This is a genomic window from Caballeronia sordidicola (assembly GCF_002220365.1).
GTDB classification, from domain to species: domain Bacteria; phylum Pseudomonadota; class Gammaproteobacteria; order Burkholderiales; family Burkholderiaceae; genus Caballeronia; species Caballeronia sordidicola_C.
Window position 1 is genome coordinate 19,061 of the sequence record NZ_MTHB01000063.1, and the last position, 15,583, is coordinate 34,643.

Here is a 15,583-nt window from a genome sequence, read left to right on the forward strand (position 1 = left end):
TTGACTTCGCGTCAGGCCGTTTCAGGATGCCGCGGCATGGGCGGCCGGGTATCGGCCGGGCGTACTTCACTGCGATCTCGCCCTCCCGATTTCGCCGCATACAACGCCAGATCCGCGCGCTTGAGCAGGTTTTCAGCGGTGTCGCCGTCGCTCAGTTCCGTGATGCCGATGCTCACGCTCAGCGTGGTGTCGTCGGGGAGGTAGGCGCAATGCTCCTGGTTGAAGCGCTTGCGCAGGCGCTCAAGAACCGTGTGGGCATCGGCGAGCGAGGTATGCGGCAGCAGCAGGCCAAATTCCTCACCGCCCAACCGCCCGACACCGTCGCTCGCGCGCAGTTGCTCCTCGCACATCCGTACGAAATGTTCGAGCGCGCGGTCGCCGGTTGCGTGGCCGAATCGATCGTTCACCTGCTTGAAGTGGTCAAGATCAGCGATTGCCACTGACAACGGCACGCCTCCCGAGCGGGACAGATCGACTTCGCGACGCAAGGTATCCAGGAAATAACGCCTTGACAGCGCCCCGGTCAACGCATCGTGCCGGGCTTCGGCGGACAACAGCGCATTAGCCGACTGCAACTGGTTGGCCAGATGGCGCGTGCCCCGGTGCAAGCGCCGCTCGCGCAGGTATGACACGGTGATCACAATGGCGAGCAGGCTCACGCCGAGCGCCGTCAGGAAAACCAGCAGCCTGTCGCGCCGTTGATTGCTCACAATTTCCGCCCAGTTCGGCAGCGGATGGACAATATGCGCGGCGAGCCCCGAGTTCAGGCCAGTGCGTTCGTCGTAGAGAGAGGGCGCGCTGCTGTCGCCGGAGGAGAAAAACGAGCGCGCGAGCGACGGCGGCAGCCAGGGCGCGTCCGCCCGCACGCGTTCTCCGATGTTGATCAGCTGCAGGGTACGGAAATCGACCCGCCGATACGCATCCAGCCGCTGCGACCGGGACATCCGCAGCACGGGCGAATCCGGCAGCACGCGGTTTTCGAGCCGGCTTTCGTGAGCCATGACGATTACGCCATTGCTGTCGGTGACGAATGTGCCTGGGCGCGCCACCCAGTGGCGCAAGCGGTCGACGCTCACTTTCGCGATCACCGCGCCCACCAGGAAGCCGTCGCGATAAACCGGCGTGGCGATGAAAATGCCGGGGTCTCCGCTCGATCGGCCGACTCCATAAGTTTCGTTGAACGCGCCGAGCAGCGCTTTCTGGATATAACCGCGCATGCGCATGTCGGTGCCAACGAAGCTATTCGAGTCAATGCCATTACTCGACGCCACGCAAAAGCCATCGCTATTGACGACCCACACATAGTCGAGGCCCGTGAAGCCGCGGGCGTTGCGCAGGAAGTTGTCGAGTTTGGCGAGCGCCGGCACGGCGAGCAGCTTGGCTCGTCGCTCGGGTTCGGTTTGCCTGATTTCTTCAGCGGAACTGTGGGATTGGGCAAGCGCCAGCTGGATCATGTCCATTTCGGCGATAGTGGCAGGAATCGCCCGGGACATGGCGAGGTCGCTGGCAATGATCTGCGCGGTGTTGTCGACGATCGACGCAGCCATTTGCTGCTCCACGCGTACCGAGGTGGTCAGTTCTTGCTGTACCATTCGGTCCGACACCATCCCGGCGGCAACCCAGCACACGCATGCGAGCAACGCGAAGGCGAGCGTCGCGATGGCGCGGTGATAGGTTGTCTTGTTCATCGATCCTCTGGCCTGTCTGACTGTGGCGCGGGACTGTGGCACGACCCCGCGCTGCGAGCATGTTATGAATGTTTTACCGGCATATGAGCATCTTACCGGGCGCAGCTGCGCGTACATCGGTAGTTCGCCCGAGTGCCATTGCCTGGCGGCTGGAACCCGCGTCAGCCGCACCTCATGCTTTGTTCGTTCGCTCGGCGAAGAGTCCCGCAGTCCGTGTTTGCCCAGTTTCGCTCCGGTTCACTCATTCGGCCCCGCCTCTACGCCTCGATTGGACGACGTTTTCTCCCGGCCATCAAGTTGTTATCGGCGCGAGCGCGCTTTTCTGAAGCGCGTGTCCACGTGAGTCGCGGGTTAGCCGTTTAGCCCAAGGGCGGTGCTGAGGGCGGTGGCTCAGGAAAACAGGCAACAGATACGCCGGCTGAGGTTGTGCGTGAAACAAAGGTTGGTGTAGTGTCGTGCGGTTCCGAAATGGTCAAGTTGTATGTCGGCCGGCGGACTCGGGTGGGCGAGTGCAATGGCACCGGGCCATGTGCCGGGACCTGCCCGGAACGCGCAGAAGTCCGCTGGCTTGAAGGGGAAGCGGGGAAGCGCGGAAGCGGGGAAGCGCGGAAGCGGGGTCGGCCGCACTCACGCCTGGCGGATGAGAGAAGAGCGGAGTATCCGCTCGGGAAACAAGAATACAGGCAAGAACACAGGCGCCGGACGTTGCCTCGCGCGACGAAAAGCCTGCTGCAACGAGCCTCAACGGGAAGGGCGTGGAATGGATTTTGGCTTTAACCTGACTCGAACGGCGAACGCTTCGGCGTTGCGTCTGTTGCCCAATCGATGGGACTTCGTCGCGTTCCCGCTGATTATCTGCGTGCTCGCGCTCACCGTGGTCGGCTTTCACGAGACGCTGGCCCCCATCTCGACACTGCAAACGCAGGCCATTTCGCTCGACCCGGCAAACCTGCCCGAATACGCGCTGCGAACTACCTTGCGCATGCTGGCGGCCATGGTGGCGTCGCTGGTCTTCACACTGATCTACGGCACGCTCGCGGCGAAGAGCCGGCGGGCGTCCGTCGTGCTCGTGCCGATCCTGGACATTCTCCAGTCGGTGCCGGTGCTCGGTTATATTTCGTTCACGGTCACGTTCTTTCTCGCATTGTTCCCGGGTCGCGTGTTCGGCGCCGAGCTGGCGGCGATCTTCGCGATTTTTACGAGCCAGGCGTGGAACATGACGTTCAGCTTCTATCAGTCGCTGCGCACCGTGCCGCGCGATCTGGATGAAGTCTCGCGCGGTTTTCACCTGACCAACTGGCAGCGCTTCTGGAAGCTCGAAGTGCCGTTTTCGATGCCCGGCCTCATCTGGAACATGATGATGTCGATGTCGGGCGGCTGGTTCTTCGTGGTCGCCTCCGAAGCTATCGTGGTCGGTAACCGCACCATCGTATTGCCGGGTATCGGCGCGTATCTGGCAACGGCTATTGGCGAGCGCAATCTCGGCGCGATCGGCTGGGTGATCCTGGCAATGACTGTCGTGATCCTGGCCTACGACCAGCTCATGTTCCGTCCGCTGGTTGCCTGGGCGGACAAATTCCGCATGGAAAACACGAGTTCGGGCAATGTGCCGGAGTCGTGGCTGCTCGATCTGATTCGCCGCACGCGTTTGATCCACCAGTTGCTCGTGCCGGCGGGCTGGATGATCGGCAAGATGGCGCGGGTGCCGCTGAAGCTGCCCTCGCTGCAAGGCCGCCTGCCGAAGTTCCCGATGGGCGCGTTGGGCGCGTTGGGCGGGTCGACGCCCACGGCGCGCAGCAAGTCCCGCAATCCGTCCCGTGCCGGCGATATCGCGTGGGCGATCATCGTCCTCGCGCTGACGGTGTTCCTGGTGTGGAAAGTGACGGTTTTCGTGAGCACCGGCGTCACGTGGAGCGAAGTCTGGCACGTCTTCTGGCTGGGCTTGATCACGCTGTTTCGCGTAATGGTGCTGATTGCGCTTGCTTCCGTCATCTGGGTTCCGGTCGGTGTGCTGATCGGGTTGCGGCCCACCTTGGCCAGCAAGATCCAGCCGCTCGCGCAATTTCTCGCCGCGTTCCCGGCGAACCTGCTGTTCCCGGTTTTTGTCGTGGTGATCGTGAAGTTCAACCTGAACCCGGATATCTGGCTCTCACCGCTGATCGTGCTCGGCACGCAGTGGTATATCCTTTTCAACGTGATTGCCGGGGCGACGTCGTATCCGAACGATTACCGTGAAGCGGCCACCAATTTCCAGATCAAGGGCTGGCAGTGGTGGCGCCAGGCCATCCTGCCGGGCATTTTCCCGTACTACGTGACGGGCGCGATCACCGCGTCGGGCGGGGCGTGGAATGCGAGCATCGTGGCTGAAGCGGTGTCGTGGGGGAATACGAAAATCGTGGCGCACGGGCTTGGCGCGTATATAGCGGAAAATACGGCCAACGGCGACTATCCCAAAATCATTCTCGGTATTGCCGTGATGTCGCTCTTCGTCACACTCTTTAACCGGCTTTTGTGGCGGCCGTTGTTCGCTTACTCTGAAGCACGCCTGAGGCTGGACTGAGTCTGAAGCGTGTCATTTGGCGGCCAATGCCGAACACTGGCCGCACACCGGCCGAACGCCCGCCGCCAGCGGCCACACCTTAAATTCTTGTAATCAGCAACGCGCGAGCGACCATGTCAACGCAGACGAATACGACTACCCAAACGCCGCCGATCCCGCCGCGCCTCGGCCAGGAAATCCTGAACGTCGAGAACGTCAGTCGCGGCTTCAACAAGACACAGGGCGAGCTGCTCGTGCTCGAAGGCGTGAACCTGACGCTCAACGAAGGCGAGATCGTCGGGTTGCTGGGCCGTTCGGGTTCCGGCAAGTCGACGCTGCTGCGGATCATCGCCGGACTGATCGAGCCAACAGGCGGGCAGGTCACTTATCTGAAAGAGCCGCTGCACGGTCCGGCCAAGGGCGTGGCCATGGTCTTCCAGACCTTCGCGCTGTTTCCGTGGCTGACCGTGCTGCAGAACGTGGAAGCGGGGCTGGAGGCGCAGGGCGTGCCGTCGAAAGTGCGGCGCGAGCGGGCGCTGGCAGCCATCGATCTGATTGGTCTCGACGGTTTCGAGAACGCGTATCCGCGTGAGTTGTCGGGGGGCATGCGCCAGCGCGTGGGGTTTGCGCGCGCGTTGGTCGTCGACCCGACGTTGTTACTCATGGACGAGCCGTTCTCCGCGCTCGACGTGCTGACGGCCGAAAACTTGCGGACCGATCTGCTCGACCTCTGGACCCAGGGCAAGATGCCGATCAAGTCGGTGTTGATCGTGACGCACAACATCGAGGAAGCGGTGTTCATGTGCGACCGGATCCTGGTGTTGTCGTCGAATCCGGGGCGCGTCATGGCCGAAATCCGCGTGCCGTTCAAACATCCGCGCAATCGTCTCGACCCCGCGTTCCGCCGTCTGGTCGACGATATCTACGCCAAGATGACCGCGCGTCAACTCGGCGAAGAGAAGAAGAAGGGCCTGGAACTGAGCAGCTGGCTGCCGCAGGTCTCGACCAACCTGATGGCCGGTCTGATCGAAACGCTTGCCGCTGATCCGTACCACGGCCGCGCCGACATGCCGGAGATCGCGCGTTCGCTGCATCTGGAAGTGGACGATTTGTTTCCGGTGGCCGAAGTGCTGCAGCATCTGGGTTTCGCCGATGTCCGTGAGGGCGACATCTTCCTGACTCCGCCGGCTCGCGTGTTCGCGGAGTTCGGGACGCAGGAACGCAAGATGATGTTCGCGGAGCATTTGCTGCGGCACGTGCCGCTCGCCGCGCGGATCAAGAAGGTGCTGAACGAGCGGCCGGGGCATCGCGCGCCGCGCGTGCGCTTCGAGCAGGAGCTGGAAGATTTTCTCTCCGATAAAGCCGCCGAGGAAACGCTGGACGCGGTGATCAACTGGGGCCGCTACGGCGAGATTTTCTCGTACAACGACCAGACCGAGATTTTCAGCCTGGAAGACGTCGAGTCCTGATGTCCAAGGAGTGAAGAGCGCTTAAGGCGCGCTGACCTGCGCAAAAAAACGCGGCTGATCCGGAAACGGACGCCGCGTTTTTTACGTCATTCGGGCCGTGTTTTAGTCATCGACAGGCCGCTCGGTTTTGCTTCTCGAACGTTTTCGGGGCGGAAGGAGCCTGATTGCCGACGACCTTGAGAACGTCGAATGCGGTTATTTCAGATCAGGTTGAAAGCCCCGTCCATTAAGGCTCTCAGCGATTCGATGAGGCCTTGTTGGAACGTTTTCCGCAAGATTGCATCAGCGTAGATCGTGCATTACCCTTCGAGTCCCCCGCCTGGCCACTCGCGTGCAGGTAGTCCTGCATGCGGTAAGCGCGACCGGGCAAACGCTTCAGTCACCCTGAAACGTGGAGATAAGGAGATGCCCCGAACGCGCCTGTCGTTGCAGTCCATGCTGATGTCTCGAACGAGGGTGCTATCTCGTCTGTCGATTGGCATGGCGTGCCTGTTGCGCGCTCCGTCCGCGCTCGCCGTTTGCGACGACCTCGCGCCCGGGAGCGGAGAAACCGCCACGTGCAACGCCAATGCACCGAATCCCTCCACGCTGCCCGTCGTAGCTGTTGCCGGCAGTACCGGTGTCACCGTCCTCGTGCTTCCGGGCGCGGGCATCAGCGTGAACAACAGCAGCGGCATCGTTGTTCGGGATTCGAGCACCGTACAGAACTTGGGCACGATTCAAACCACCGCCGACTCATTCGATGGCATCACCTCCGAGGGAAGCGCATCCGGCTTCGGGCGTAACTCCGTCACGAACGGCGGGTCGATTCATACGTCCGGCGTGGAATCGGAGGGTATCTACAACGGCTCGCCGGCGGTCACCATGGTGAATGCGGTGGGCGGCGTTATCAGCACTAGCGGAACTAATGCAACAGCGATGCTGGATTTATCCACGGCCGGCGGCGGTACGCTGACCAACAACGGCACGCTAACCACTTCCGGCGATGGCTCCGACGGCATGGACGCTCTAACGTCGGGCGATGCGCTCATCAACAACGGCGCCATCACCACGTTGGGCTTGCGTGCAGATGGTTTGTACGCGAATGGCGGCGCGTCAGGCACGGGTAACACGACGCTCACGAATCACGGGTCGATCGATGTATTCGGGTCAAACGCGCATGGCATTGTGTCCCTGGATGCTTCGCCGGGTCTCGTCACCAACACCGGATCGATCGTCGCGCACGGACCGCAGGGGCTGGGTGCGTACTTCTCGGACCCGGTCACCTTCGTCAACACGGCTGGCGCGCGCCTCGCGAGCGAGCAGGCCAATGCCATCGACGCGAACGGCGGTGGCACGTTCACCAACGCCGGGACCATCGCGGGCGCGAACGTGGGGCTGTCGATTGTCGGCGGCGACGCGCTGATCGTGAATAGCGGGGTCATTCAAGGCGGGACGGATTCCGCCATCTCAACCACCGGCCCGTTCGCCATCACCATTACGAATACCGGCCAGATCACGAGCAATGCCGGCGCGACCGTATCGACCGATACCGGCGTGAACACATTCAACATGGAGGGAGGCACGGTCAGTGGATTGATCCGCCAGGGTACGGGCATCAACACGTTTGTCATGCAGGCAGGGCAGGTCGATTCCGTGGATCAGGGCGGCCCCCAGCCACGCTTCACGCTCAATGGCGGGCGCGTCACGGGTGGCCTGACGAACGGCGGCGCGGTCACGATCACGGGTGGGCGCATTGGCAGCGTGGCGATGACGGCCGCCCAGAATACCTTCGCCATGTCAGGCGGACAGATCGATACGAACCTGACGGCCGGCTCCGGCAATACGAGTCTCACCATCTCGGGCGGGGCAATAGGCGGCGCGGTCACGCTTGGCAACGGCGCGAACACGATCGCGGTCACGGGCGGATCGATCGCGCAGGGCTTGGCGTCAGGCGACGGGGCCTCGACCTTCGGATGGTTGGGAGGCGGTGTAGTCGGCGGGACCGTGTCGTTCGGAGCGGGTGGGGTGGTCGCCACGTTGTCGAAACTGAGCGACGTCAACCTCGCCGGGTTATCGGCATTCGACGGCGGCACCGGGCAGAATGCCCTGACGTTCGACCATACGCAAACCAGCGGGCTTAGCCGTTTTACGAGCTGGGAGCGCATCGCGTTGACGAACGCCAGCCGGCTCTCGCTCGATGATCACGGCGTGACATTGGGCAACGCCACGGCGCAATCGGGCCTGTTCGATATCGATTCGACCAGCACGCTTGCCTGGAACGGCGGGGGGGATTCTGCAATCACGACGACCGTGCCGGGCGGACTCGTGACCTTGAACAACGCGGGCACGATCGATCTGACCGGCGCAGCGGGTGTGCGCAACACGCTGATGGTGAGCGGCAACTATGTCGGCCATGGAGGGCAACTGCTGCTGCAGAGCATGCTTGGATCAGATAACTCGCCCAGCGGAAAACTGGTGATTTCGCAAGGCTCAGCGACGGGCAATACCGCGATCGGGGTAACGAACGCCGGTGGCACGGGCGCGCTGACGTTGAGCGACGGGATCATGGTCGTGCAGGCAATTCAGGGCGGTACGACGGCGTCGACCGCGTTTTCATTGGCGAATCCGGTCAAGGCAGGGGCGTATACGTACTTGCTGTTTCGAGGCGGAGTCGCGGCGGGGACGGGAGACGATTGGTATTTGCGCTCGAGTATCACGCCACCGCCGCCGCCGCCACCGCCACCGCCTGTGACGCCACCGCCGCCGCCACCTGTGACGCCACCCGTCACGCCACCTGTGACGCCGCCGCCTGTCGCACCCCCACCGGTGACACCGCCTGTTGCACCCCCACCCGTGGCGCCACCACCGGCGCCGCCGATCCAGACCACCCCGACGCCGCTCTACCGAATCGAGGTGCCGCTCTATGCCGAGATTTCATCGCTTACGCGCGAACTCGGCATACAGCAGATCGGCACTTTTCACGAGCGCGCGGGAGAGCAATCGCAGTTGAACGAGACCGGTGCGCTGCCGGCGGCGTGGAGCCGTGTCTGGGGCAACCGCACAATCACAAGCAGCGACACCGGCGTCGATCCGCATTTCAACGGCGCGATCGGGGGCATGCAAATTGGTCAGGATCTCTATGCCAGTGCCGCTGCCGATGGGCATCGAGACCACTATGGATTTCTGCTCGGCGTAGCGCGCGCGTCAGGCGATGTGAGCGGTTTCGCGCTTGGCATGCCGGCCGTGCAGGCGGGCAGCCTGAGTATCGATGCAGGGAGCATCGGCGCTTATTGGACGCATATTGGCGCGGGTGGCTGGTACACCGACACCATCGTGATCGGTAGCACATTGACGATCAAACCGTCGTCGAACGACGGCGTCAGCCCGACTACGCATGGCCGGTCGATAGCGGGATCCATCGAGGCCGGCTTGCCGTTCCCCTTGGCCGAAGGATTGAGCATCGAGCCGCAGGCGCAAGTGATCTGGCAACACGTGGGTATCGATGATCTCAACGACGGCATTTCGAGCGTCGCCTTCTCTAACCCCAACACCGTCGCAGCCCGTCTTGGCGTGCGGGTGACCGGGCGGATGCAAGCACTGGGCGTGGCCTTGCAACCGTATGCAGGCGTGAATCTCTGGCGCTATTTCAGTGCCACGAGCCAGGTGACGTTCGACGGTACGACCGATATCCCGGCGCAATCATCGTCGACGATTGCCGACATGACGGCCGGGGTAGCCGTGAACCTGAGTGCACGCGGCAGCGTCTTTGTGAGCGCGCATTATGGGATGAACGTGAGCGGCGCACGCCGCGAGACCGTAGGCGGGAACGCAGCAGTACGCTGGCGCTGGTGAGGCGCCTTTGAGCGTCGATGCACACCAACGCACATCGACACAGCTAACCCTCCGGCGACACACGACTACTGCAGATTGCCCCAGCGCGCGACAGCCGGTTCCGCCGATGCCCACTTCCAGCCGCCGCTATTGTCATTGCCCTTGCAGGCTTGCGCGAGGAACCAGTCCTGATGTGCGTCCGGCTTGTCGCCGTCCGCGACCGAGAACGCGAACTCCCGGCAGGTCGCCAGCGCGCTGCTGAACTCGCGCAATACGCGCACGTCGCCGTGACCGTTCTCCACCGGAAGCGTATGTTTTACCCGCCACGGTTTCGTGTCGCCGATAGGAAGATCGCCCGCGGTCGTCGCAATGGCAACCTGCTGGTCGCCGTGCAGGCGCTTCATCAGTCGATTGACGGCTTCGTCGGTCGCGGCCTGGACCGCGATACCCACGCCAAAACCGATGGCCGGGTTAGTCGTCACCACGCCCGTGGATATGCCCGCCGCCGCGCCGGCTGCCGCACCGATCGACCCGCAGCCGGCGAGGAATACGCAGCTCGCAGCAACACCGGTCGCGAGCATCAAACTGAGACCGGGCTTCATTGCAGCGCACCCCAGCGCGGCGTGGCGGGTTCCGCCGACGCCCACTTCCAGACCTGGCCGTCACGGCAGATGGACGCGACATAGAAACCGCTGTCCGCCGGCTGATCCTTGGTGGCATCGGTATCGACGGAGAATACGATTTCCTTGCAGTCGAGCGTCCCGGTGCTGATGGTGCGGCTCACTGTCACGCGGCCTTTCTCGTCCGGCTCGACAGGCACGCTATGCACCGCGGCCCACGACGCCACCGCGCCGACGGCCAGCGGGCCGGCTGCCCCGGCTATCCGGTCCTGCGTATAGGTGTGCATCACGCGCTCGCTGTACTGCACGCCGGCCTTGGCGGCAGCAACGGCGCCGAGGCCGATGCCGGTTGCCACCGCGGCATTGCGGGTCACGCTGCCCGCGATCGCGGCGCCGGCAACACCGGCGCCTGCCACGGCGCCTTCGCCATAGAGCGAGCTACAACCTGAAAGCGCGGAGCTTGCGAGCGCTCCTAGCAGGAGCGTCGCCAGTGCGACGGCGCGGGGGGGACGCCGGTGAATCGTTTTCTGCATGGTGCTGTACCTTCCTCGCCTTTCCATATTCTTTCGATAACGGCAACCAGCTTGCTTGTGCGGGCACTGAAGGAACACTAAGCAATTGGAGCGCCCGCGCATTTTGAAGGACGCAGCGAAAAGAAGGGCAAAGAAATTTGCAAGAAATTGCAAATGCGGGGAACGTGGTGCGGAAAATGAAAACTACCCGTGACAATCTCAGGGGATCAATCACGGATGAGTCACTGGGTCGCCTCCGGACCCATTGACTCCATCGACCTGAACCGGCATGGCGCCGATCTAGCTATCCGCGCCTGTCGGCGTTGACGAGTCCCCGTCGCCGCCTTCGTTCTCGTAAGTGCCGAGGCGGTTGTACAGCGTCTTGAGGCTCACGCCGAGCGCCTTGGCGGCGCGACGCTTGTCTCCCCCGCAATGCTTGAGGGTGCCGAGGATGATTTGTTTCTGCGCATCGGCGAGGGGCGTGCCGACCCACACGTTCATCGCATCGCCTTGCGTGACCGGCTTTTTAACCCGCGATGCCAGGTGCGGATGCGCGATCTCCACGGTCTTCTCAGCCAGGATGAACGCGCGATACACCGTGTTCTTCAACTCGCGCACATTGCCCGGCCATGAGTACGTGCGCAGCATGTCGAGCGCGCGTTTGCTGAAGGACTTGTTCGTCCCTTCTTGCGCGTTCATCTCCGAGAGGAAGTGCTGCGCGAGAAATTCACGGTCGGTATCGCGTTCACGCAGAGGCGGCGCGCGCAGCGGAAACACGGCGAGCCGATACATCAGGTCCTCTCGCAAGCCGTTCTCCTTGACCGCCACAATGGGGTCGCGATTGGTCGCTGCGATCACGCGGACATCGGAGTGAATCAGGTCATTGCCGCCCACACGAAAGAACGTGCCTGTTTCCAGCGCACGCAGCAACTTGACTTGTCGAACCGGCGACATCTCGGTCACTTCGTCGAGGAACAGCGTGCCGCCGTTTGCATGCTCGAAGTATCCGAGGCGTCCTTGCACGGCGCCGGTGAAACTGCCTTTCTCGTGGCCGAAGAGTTCGGGTTCGATGAGGTTATCGGGGATCGCGCCGCAATTCACGGCGACGAACGGGGCTTCGCGGCGGGCGCTCTGATCGTGGATCGTGCGGGCAATCAGTTCCTTGCCCGTGCCCGATTCACCGATGATCAACGCAGTGGCATCGGTTGCGGCCACGCGTTCGATCTGCGAATACAGCTCCATCATCACGGGCGATGATCCGTACAGAAGTCCGTACGATTTCAGCCCGGCAATTTCACCTGCGTTGCGTTTTTTTTGCGATGGCGTGTCGCCGGAGGCGACGGCCGGCGAGTCCAGATCGATTGACGCCATGAGTCTTTTGTCCTGCAAATGTTATTCGGGCGACAGCTCGGGGGAAGACGAGGCGGTCACCGCCACTCGGATGGCAGGCCCGTTGTGACTGTCGCTCGGGGGGCGAAGCATCGTTCGACGGGCACCGGTTCCGTCATTTCGGGAACCAGCGCTTGCATGCGGCTTATCTCATAAACCGTATTTAACCATCCGTAACGACCTAGCGGCAATGTGCTTTGCATGGGCTTTGTCCTTTCGTTGTCCTTTGTCCTTGTCTTTGTCGTCGTCCTTACCCGCAATCAAGTACACGAATCTCCATATGAATGGGAAACACTGGCCGCGAGCCGGAAAGCTTCACCGATACTCCTAGAAAATTACCTGTTCCGGGCGTAATTGTTACGCGTTTGACGTGGATCCCCGCCGTTGCGCTTTGCACCTGATCGACGGTCCTCACCATGATGGCATGCGCGTTGACGGGGATGGCACGAAACCTGCGACTCGGGTGGCATCTGCAATGAAAGGCCGGTTTCCGGCACGAAGCCATGGAAGATTCCCTTCACTTCGACATTCCCGTGCAACCGCGTGTGCGCCCCGTCCGGCGGGCCCGCGCACAGCCACGCGCGGCCGAACGTCCGGAACTACTGACGGCCGAACCAATCAATCTTTATCACTGGGCCGCAGTCGCGCTGGTGACCGCATTGATGTGCGTGGTCATGGCCTGCGCTGCCGGCACACCCGCGCTTGCGCGGGCGGCGGGCGTCACGAGTGTCGTGTTTGCAGCGCTTGGTGGCGTGCTCGTGCTTGGCGCCATGCTACGCGCAATGCGGCTGCGGCGGTCGGACTCGGCGCCGCTCAACACGTGGACGTCGTGATGCCGGGGTGGAAGTCTTCACGCCCGGCGAAACATTTATCAGACGTATCGTTCGTATAGGGCGTTTATGTCAAGTAATAGCAAGGGGTTTCATAACATGAGTCAAACCACGGTCCAAATGTCCCTGGGCAAGCAAAAGATTATCGAAGACATCAAGGTATTGCTGAACGATTCGGAAGAACTCGTGCGGTTGAGCGCGTCGTTGCCCGCTGAAGGTGTGGACGCGTTGCGCACGCGTTTGCGGGACCATGTCGATGCCGCGCGCAATGCACTTGAAACAGCACAATCCAATGCGCAGGAGCGGTATCGCGCTAGTCTGGACGGCACGGTGCAATACACGCGCGACAACCCGTGGCAGGCGCTTGGCATTGCGGCAGGGATCGGCTTTCTGGCTGGCATCCTGGTTTCGCGCTAGTCAATAAGCGATCACCGCTGACTGTAACCGCTGTAACCGCGACAAACGGAGGAATCACAATGGCACGACCCAAACTCGGCCTGTTCGGTGCGTTGTTCGCGATAGGCAGTGTCTTAGCCTGGCGATGGGCGCAAGCACAGCGCAACGCTCCAAGGCGCAGTGCACGTGAACTGAACCGTTGGGAGAATGAGGGCGGCAAAGTTGTCGCGCCGGCAAGCGCTTCTCATGCCACGCCCGCGACAGCCGCGGCGCCGGTCAAGCCGTCGAACAGCGTGGGCAATGGGGCGCTCGGCGGCACGCCCGACGCGTGGCACTTCCCGCATAGCTGATCTAGAGACGGTTTTGCCGCGTCGATTGCGCAACCTCAACGTGTAACCGGAACACCGGGTCCATGCGGCAAGCAGACTATTTGAAACGCACGCCTGGGCGTGCGTTTCATCTTGATAAAGCCTTATAATCAACCTATCCACAGTAATAAGTTCGCTATATGGCAATATTTGCGTGACGCAGTCACGCGCCATTCGCGAAACCGGAAAGACTTTCATCTTTCGGCGTACTTGAGTTTCTCTCGGTGCCCATTCGGCCTGGCGGCGTACTGCTTTCATAGCACCGCCCCAGAGACCTCCACGACGCTTTCTGCGCCGTGTGACCCTCAACGCTTTGGATAAATTCGAGACGCATGCCACACGTATTGATTGTCGATGACGATCCCAGTACCCGCGAGGCACTAGCCGCGATCATCGGCGAAGACGGACTGACTACAGCGACGGCGGGCGATCTGCGTGAGGCGCGGATCCAGCTTGTGCGCCAGACGCCGGACGTCGTGTTCACTGACCTCAAGCTCCCTGATGGTTCGGGCGTCGATCTGTTCGAGGACCTTGATCCTCGATCCGGCGTGGAAATCATCGTCATCACCGGACACGCGACGGTGGAGTCAGCTGTCAGCGCGCTAAAGATGGGCGCGACGGACTACCTCGTCAAACCCATCAACATGCAGCGCGTCAAGGCGATCCTCAGTCGCCTGCCGCGTCCCGGCGACCTCAAGGCCGAAATTGGCACCTTGCGTGGTGAGCTGCGCCGCATGGGCCGCTTCGGCCTGATGCTCGGCAATTCGCCGGCAATGCAAACGGTCTACGACCAGGTCGGCCGGGTGGCGCCCACGGCGGCATCGGTACTGCTGATCGGTGAATCGGGAACAGGCAAGGAAGTCGCCGCGCAAACGCTCCACGAGTTGAGCCTGCGCCGCAAACATTCTTTTATTGCCGTGAACTGCGGAGCAATCTCGCCGAATTTGATCGAGTCCGAGATGTTCGGGCATGAGCGCGGCTCGTTTACCGGTGCGGATCGTCAGCACAAGGGTTACTTCGAACGCGCGAACGGCGGGACGCTGTTCCTCGATGAAATCACCGAGATGCCGATCGAATTGCAGGTGAAGCTCCTGCGCGTGCTCGAGACCGGCATGTTCATGCGGGTGGGTACAACGAAAGAACTCGAGACCGACGTACGCCTGATTGCTGCGACCAATCGTGATCCGGAGCAGGCTGTGCTCGAGGGCAAGTTGCGGCTTGACTTGTACCACCGGCTCAATGTCTTCCCGATCAACCTGCCGCCCTTGCGCGATCGCGGCTCGGACGTGGAGTTGCTCGGCCAGGCGTTCCTCGACGAGCTCAATTCACGCTACAACACCAAGAAGACGTTTCCGGCCGCCGTGCGCGACATGCTCGCGTCCTATCCGTGGCCGGGTAATGTGCGCGAGCTGAAGAACTACGTGCAACGTGCGTACATCATGTCGGGCGCCGAGTCGGACAGTACCGCGACCGTGCCGCTGCAGATCTCGCTGGCGAAGCCATCGGCGGGAACGGCTGTCACTATTCCATTCGGCACCTCGCTTGCCGAAGCGGATCGCCAGTTGATCCTCGCCACGCTCGAGCAATGCGGCGGTGTGAAGACGCGCGCGGCCGAGATTCTCGGCATCAGCCTGAAGACGCTCTACAACCGGCTGGTTGAATATGGCGATGACGCCGCGAACAAGGCGGCCATAAGCGAAGCCAGCGAGTAGGTGATGCCGACGCCGGCCGGCGCCAGGGTTTAGCGTTCGTCGTCGGAGTAATGCCCTGGTAGCAGCTTGGCAACGCGCGGTGACAGAGTCAACGCCCGTCTCATTGGGACTTCGAAAGATGTCCGCTTTGGACGGGCGATTTTCGTTGGTGCGCGCGATAGCAGCGCCGATAATGTCAACAGGCTCATGGATTGAATGCGCAAGGCACTCGAATCGGGGCATGGCCCTTGCTGCGCTTGAATGGCTT

General features: G+C 62.1%; 11 protein-coding genes. 7 read left to right on the forward strand and 4 right to left on the reverse strand.

Features of this window, described 5'->3' with window-relative positions:
• Nucleotides 1-11 precede the first annotated feature (11 nt).
• The gene (locus BSU04_RS10835; protein WP_089160613.1) at nt 12-1,688 is read right to left on the reverse strand and encodes a sensor domain-containing diguanylate cyclase; all 1,677 of its coding nucleotides are present in this window, start codon (nt 1,686-1,688) and stop codon (nt 12-14) included.
• A 760-nt stretch (nt 1,689-2,448) separates the two neighbouring features.
• Here BSU04_RS10835 and BSU04_RS10840 point away from each other — a divergent pair.
• From BSU04_RS10840 to BSU04_RS10850, 3 genes are all read left to right on the forward strand, one after another.
• Nucleotides 2,449-4,248: an ABC transporter permease gene (locus BSU04_RS10840; protein ID WP_089160614.1), complete on the forward strand. Its 1,800-nt coding sequence runs from the start codon at nt 2,449-2,451 to the stop codon at nt 4,246-4,248.
• 113 nt (nt 4,249-4,361) lie between these two features.
• Nucleotides 4,362-5,696, forward strand: coding sequence for an ABC transporter ATP-binding protein (locus BSU04_RS10845; protein ID WP_089160615.1), 1,335 nt, complete (start codon nt 4,362-4,364; stop codon nt 5,694-5,696).
• Nucleotides 5,697-6,101: 405 nt separating this feature from the next.
• Nucleotides 6,102-9,530, forward strand: coding sequence for an autotransporter outer membrane beta-barrel domain-containing protein (locus tag BSU04_RS10850; RefSeq protein ID WP_089160616.1), 3,429 nt, complete (start codon nt 6,102-6,104; stop codon nt 9,528-9,530).
• Between the two features lie 65 nt (nt 9,531-9,595).
• On the opposite strand, the gene BSU04_RS10855 is transcribed toward BSU04_RS10850, so the two are convergent.
• The 3 genes from BSU04_RS10855 to BSU04_RS10865 all read right to left on the reverse strand — a co-directional run bounded on the left by BSU04_RS10855 (nt 9,596) and on the right by BSU04_RS10865 (nt 12,012).
• Entirely contained in the window at nt 9,596-10,111 is a 516-nt protein-coding gene (locus BSU04_RS10855) for a hypothetical protein (RefSeq protein WP_089160617.1), read from the reverse strand.
• A complete protein-coding gene (locus BSU04_RS10860) occupies nt 10,108-10,662 on the reverse strand; it encodes a hypothetical protein (protein WP_089160618.1) in 555 nt (184 codons plus the stop codon). The genes BSU04_RS10855 and BSU04_RS10860 overlap by 4 nt, the downstream gene beginning before the upstream one ends.
• A 279-nt stretch (nt 10,663-10,941) precedes the next feature.
• Nucleotides 10,942-12,012: a sigma-54 interaction domain-containing protein gene (locus tag BSU04_RS10865; RefSeq protein WP_089160619.1), complete on the reverse strand. Its 1,071-nt coding sequence runs from the start codon at nt 12,010-12,012 to the stop codon at nt 10,942-10,944.
• A gap of 521 nt (nt 12,013-12,533) precedes the next feature.
• Between BSU04_RS10865 and BSU04_RS10870 the strand changes: the two genes are divergently transcribed.
• The 4 genes from BSU04_RS10870 to BSU04_RS10885 all read left to right on the forward strand — a co-directional run bounded on the left by BSU04_RS10870 (nt 12,534) and on the right by BSU04_RS10885 (nt 15,336).
• On the forward strand, nt 12,534-12,863 hold the full coding sequence (locus BSU04_RS10870; RefSeq protein ID WP_089160620.1) for a hypothetical protein: 330 nt from the start codon (nt 12,534-12,536) through the stop codon (nt 12,861-12,863).
• A 96-nt stretch (nt 12,864-12,959) separates the two neighbouring features.
• The gene (locus BSU04_RS10875; RefSeq protein ID WP_089160621.1) at nt 12,960-13,277 is read left to right on the forward strand and encodes a DUF883 family protein; all 318 of its coding nucleotides are present in this window, start codon (nt 12,960-12,962) and stop codon (nt 13,275-13,277) included.
• Between the two features lie 59 nt (nt 13,278-13,336).
• The gene (locus BSU04_RS10880) at nt 13,337-13,606 is read left to right on the forward strand and encodes a hypothetical protein (RefSeq protein WP_089160622.1); all 270 of its coding nucleotides are present in this window, start codon (nt 13,337-13,339) and stop codon (nt 13,604-13,606) included.
• A gap of 350 nt (nt 13,607-13,956) precedes the next feature.
• Nucleotides 13,957-15,336 carry a sigma-54-dependent transcriptional regulator gene (locus tag BSU04_RS10885; RefSeq protein WP_089160623.1) on the forward strand — a complete coding sequence of 460 codons (1,380 nt, stop codon included), beginning with the start codon at nt 13,957-13,959 and terminating at the stop codon, nt 15,334-15,336.
• Nucleotides 15,337-15,583 lie beyond the last annotated feature (247 nt).

What these genes read in the sequence shown, in the direction of transcription:
- BSU04_RS10835 (WP_089160613.1), bottom strand. Translation starts at nt 1,688, where the DNA reads ATGAACAAGACAACCTATCACCGCGCCATCGCGACGCTCGCCTTCGCG.
- BSU04_RS10840 (WP_089160614.1), top strand. Translation starts at nt 2,449, where the DNA reads ATGGATTTTGGCTTTAACCTGACTCGAACGGCGAACGCTTCGGCGTTG.
- BSU04_RS10845 (WP_089160615.1), top strand. Translation starts at nt 4,362, where the DNA reads ATGTCAACGCAGACGAATACGACTACCCAAACGCCGCCGATCCCGCCG.
- BSU04_RS10850 (WP_089160616.1), top strand. Translation starts at nt 6,102, where the DNA reads ATGCCCCGAACGCGCCTGTCGTTGCAGTCCATGCTGATGTCTCGAACG.
- BSU04_RS10855 (WP_089160617.1), bottom strand. Translation starts at nt 10,111, where the DNA reads ATGAAGCCCGGTCTCAGTTTGATGCTCGCGACCGGTGTTGCTGCGAGC.
- BSU04_RS10860 (WP_089160618.1), bottom strand. Translation starts at nt 10,662, where the DNA reads ATGCAGAAAACGATTCACCGGCGTCCCCCCCGCGCCGTCGCACTGGCG.
- BSU04_RS10865 (WP_089160619.1), bottom strand. Translation starts at nt 12,012, where the DNA reads ATGGCGTCAATCGATCTGGACTCGCCGGCCGTCGCCTCCGGCGACACG.
- BSU04_RS10870 (WP_089160620.1), top strand. Translation starts at nt 12,534, where the DNA reads ATGGAAGATTCCCTTCACTTCGACATTCCCGTGCAACCGCGTGTGCGC.
- BSU04_RS10875 (WP_089160621.1), top strand. Translation starts at nt 12,960, where the DNA reads ATGAGTCAAACCACGGTCCAAATGTCCCTGGGCAAGCAAAAGATTATC.
- BSU04_RS10880 (WP_089160622.1), top strand. Translation starts at nt 13,337, where the DNA reads ATGGCACGACCCAAACTCGGCCTGTTCGGTGCGTTGTTCGCGATAGGC.
- BSU04_RS10885 (WP_089160623.1), top strand. Translation starts at nt 13,957, where the DNA reads ATGCCACACGTATTGATTGTCGATGACGATCCCAGTACCCGCGAGGCA.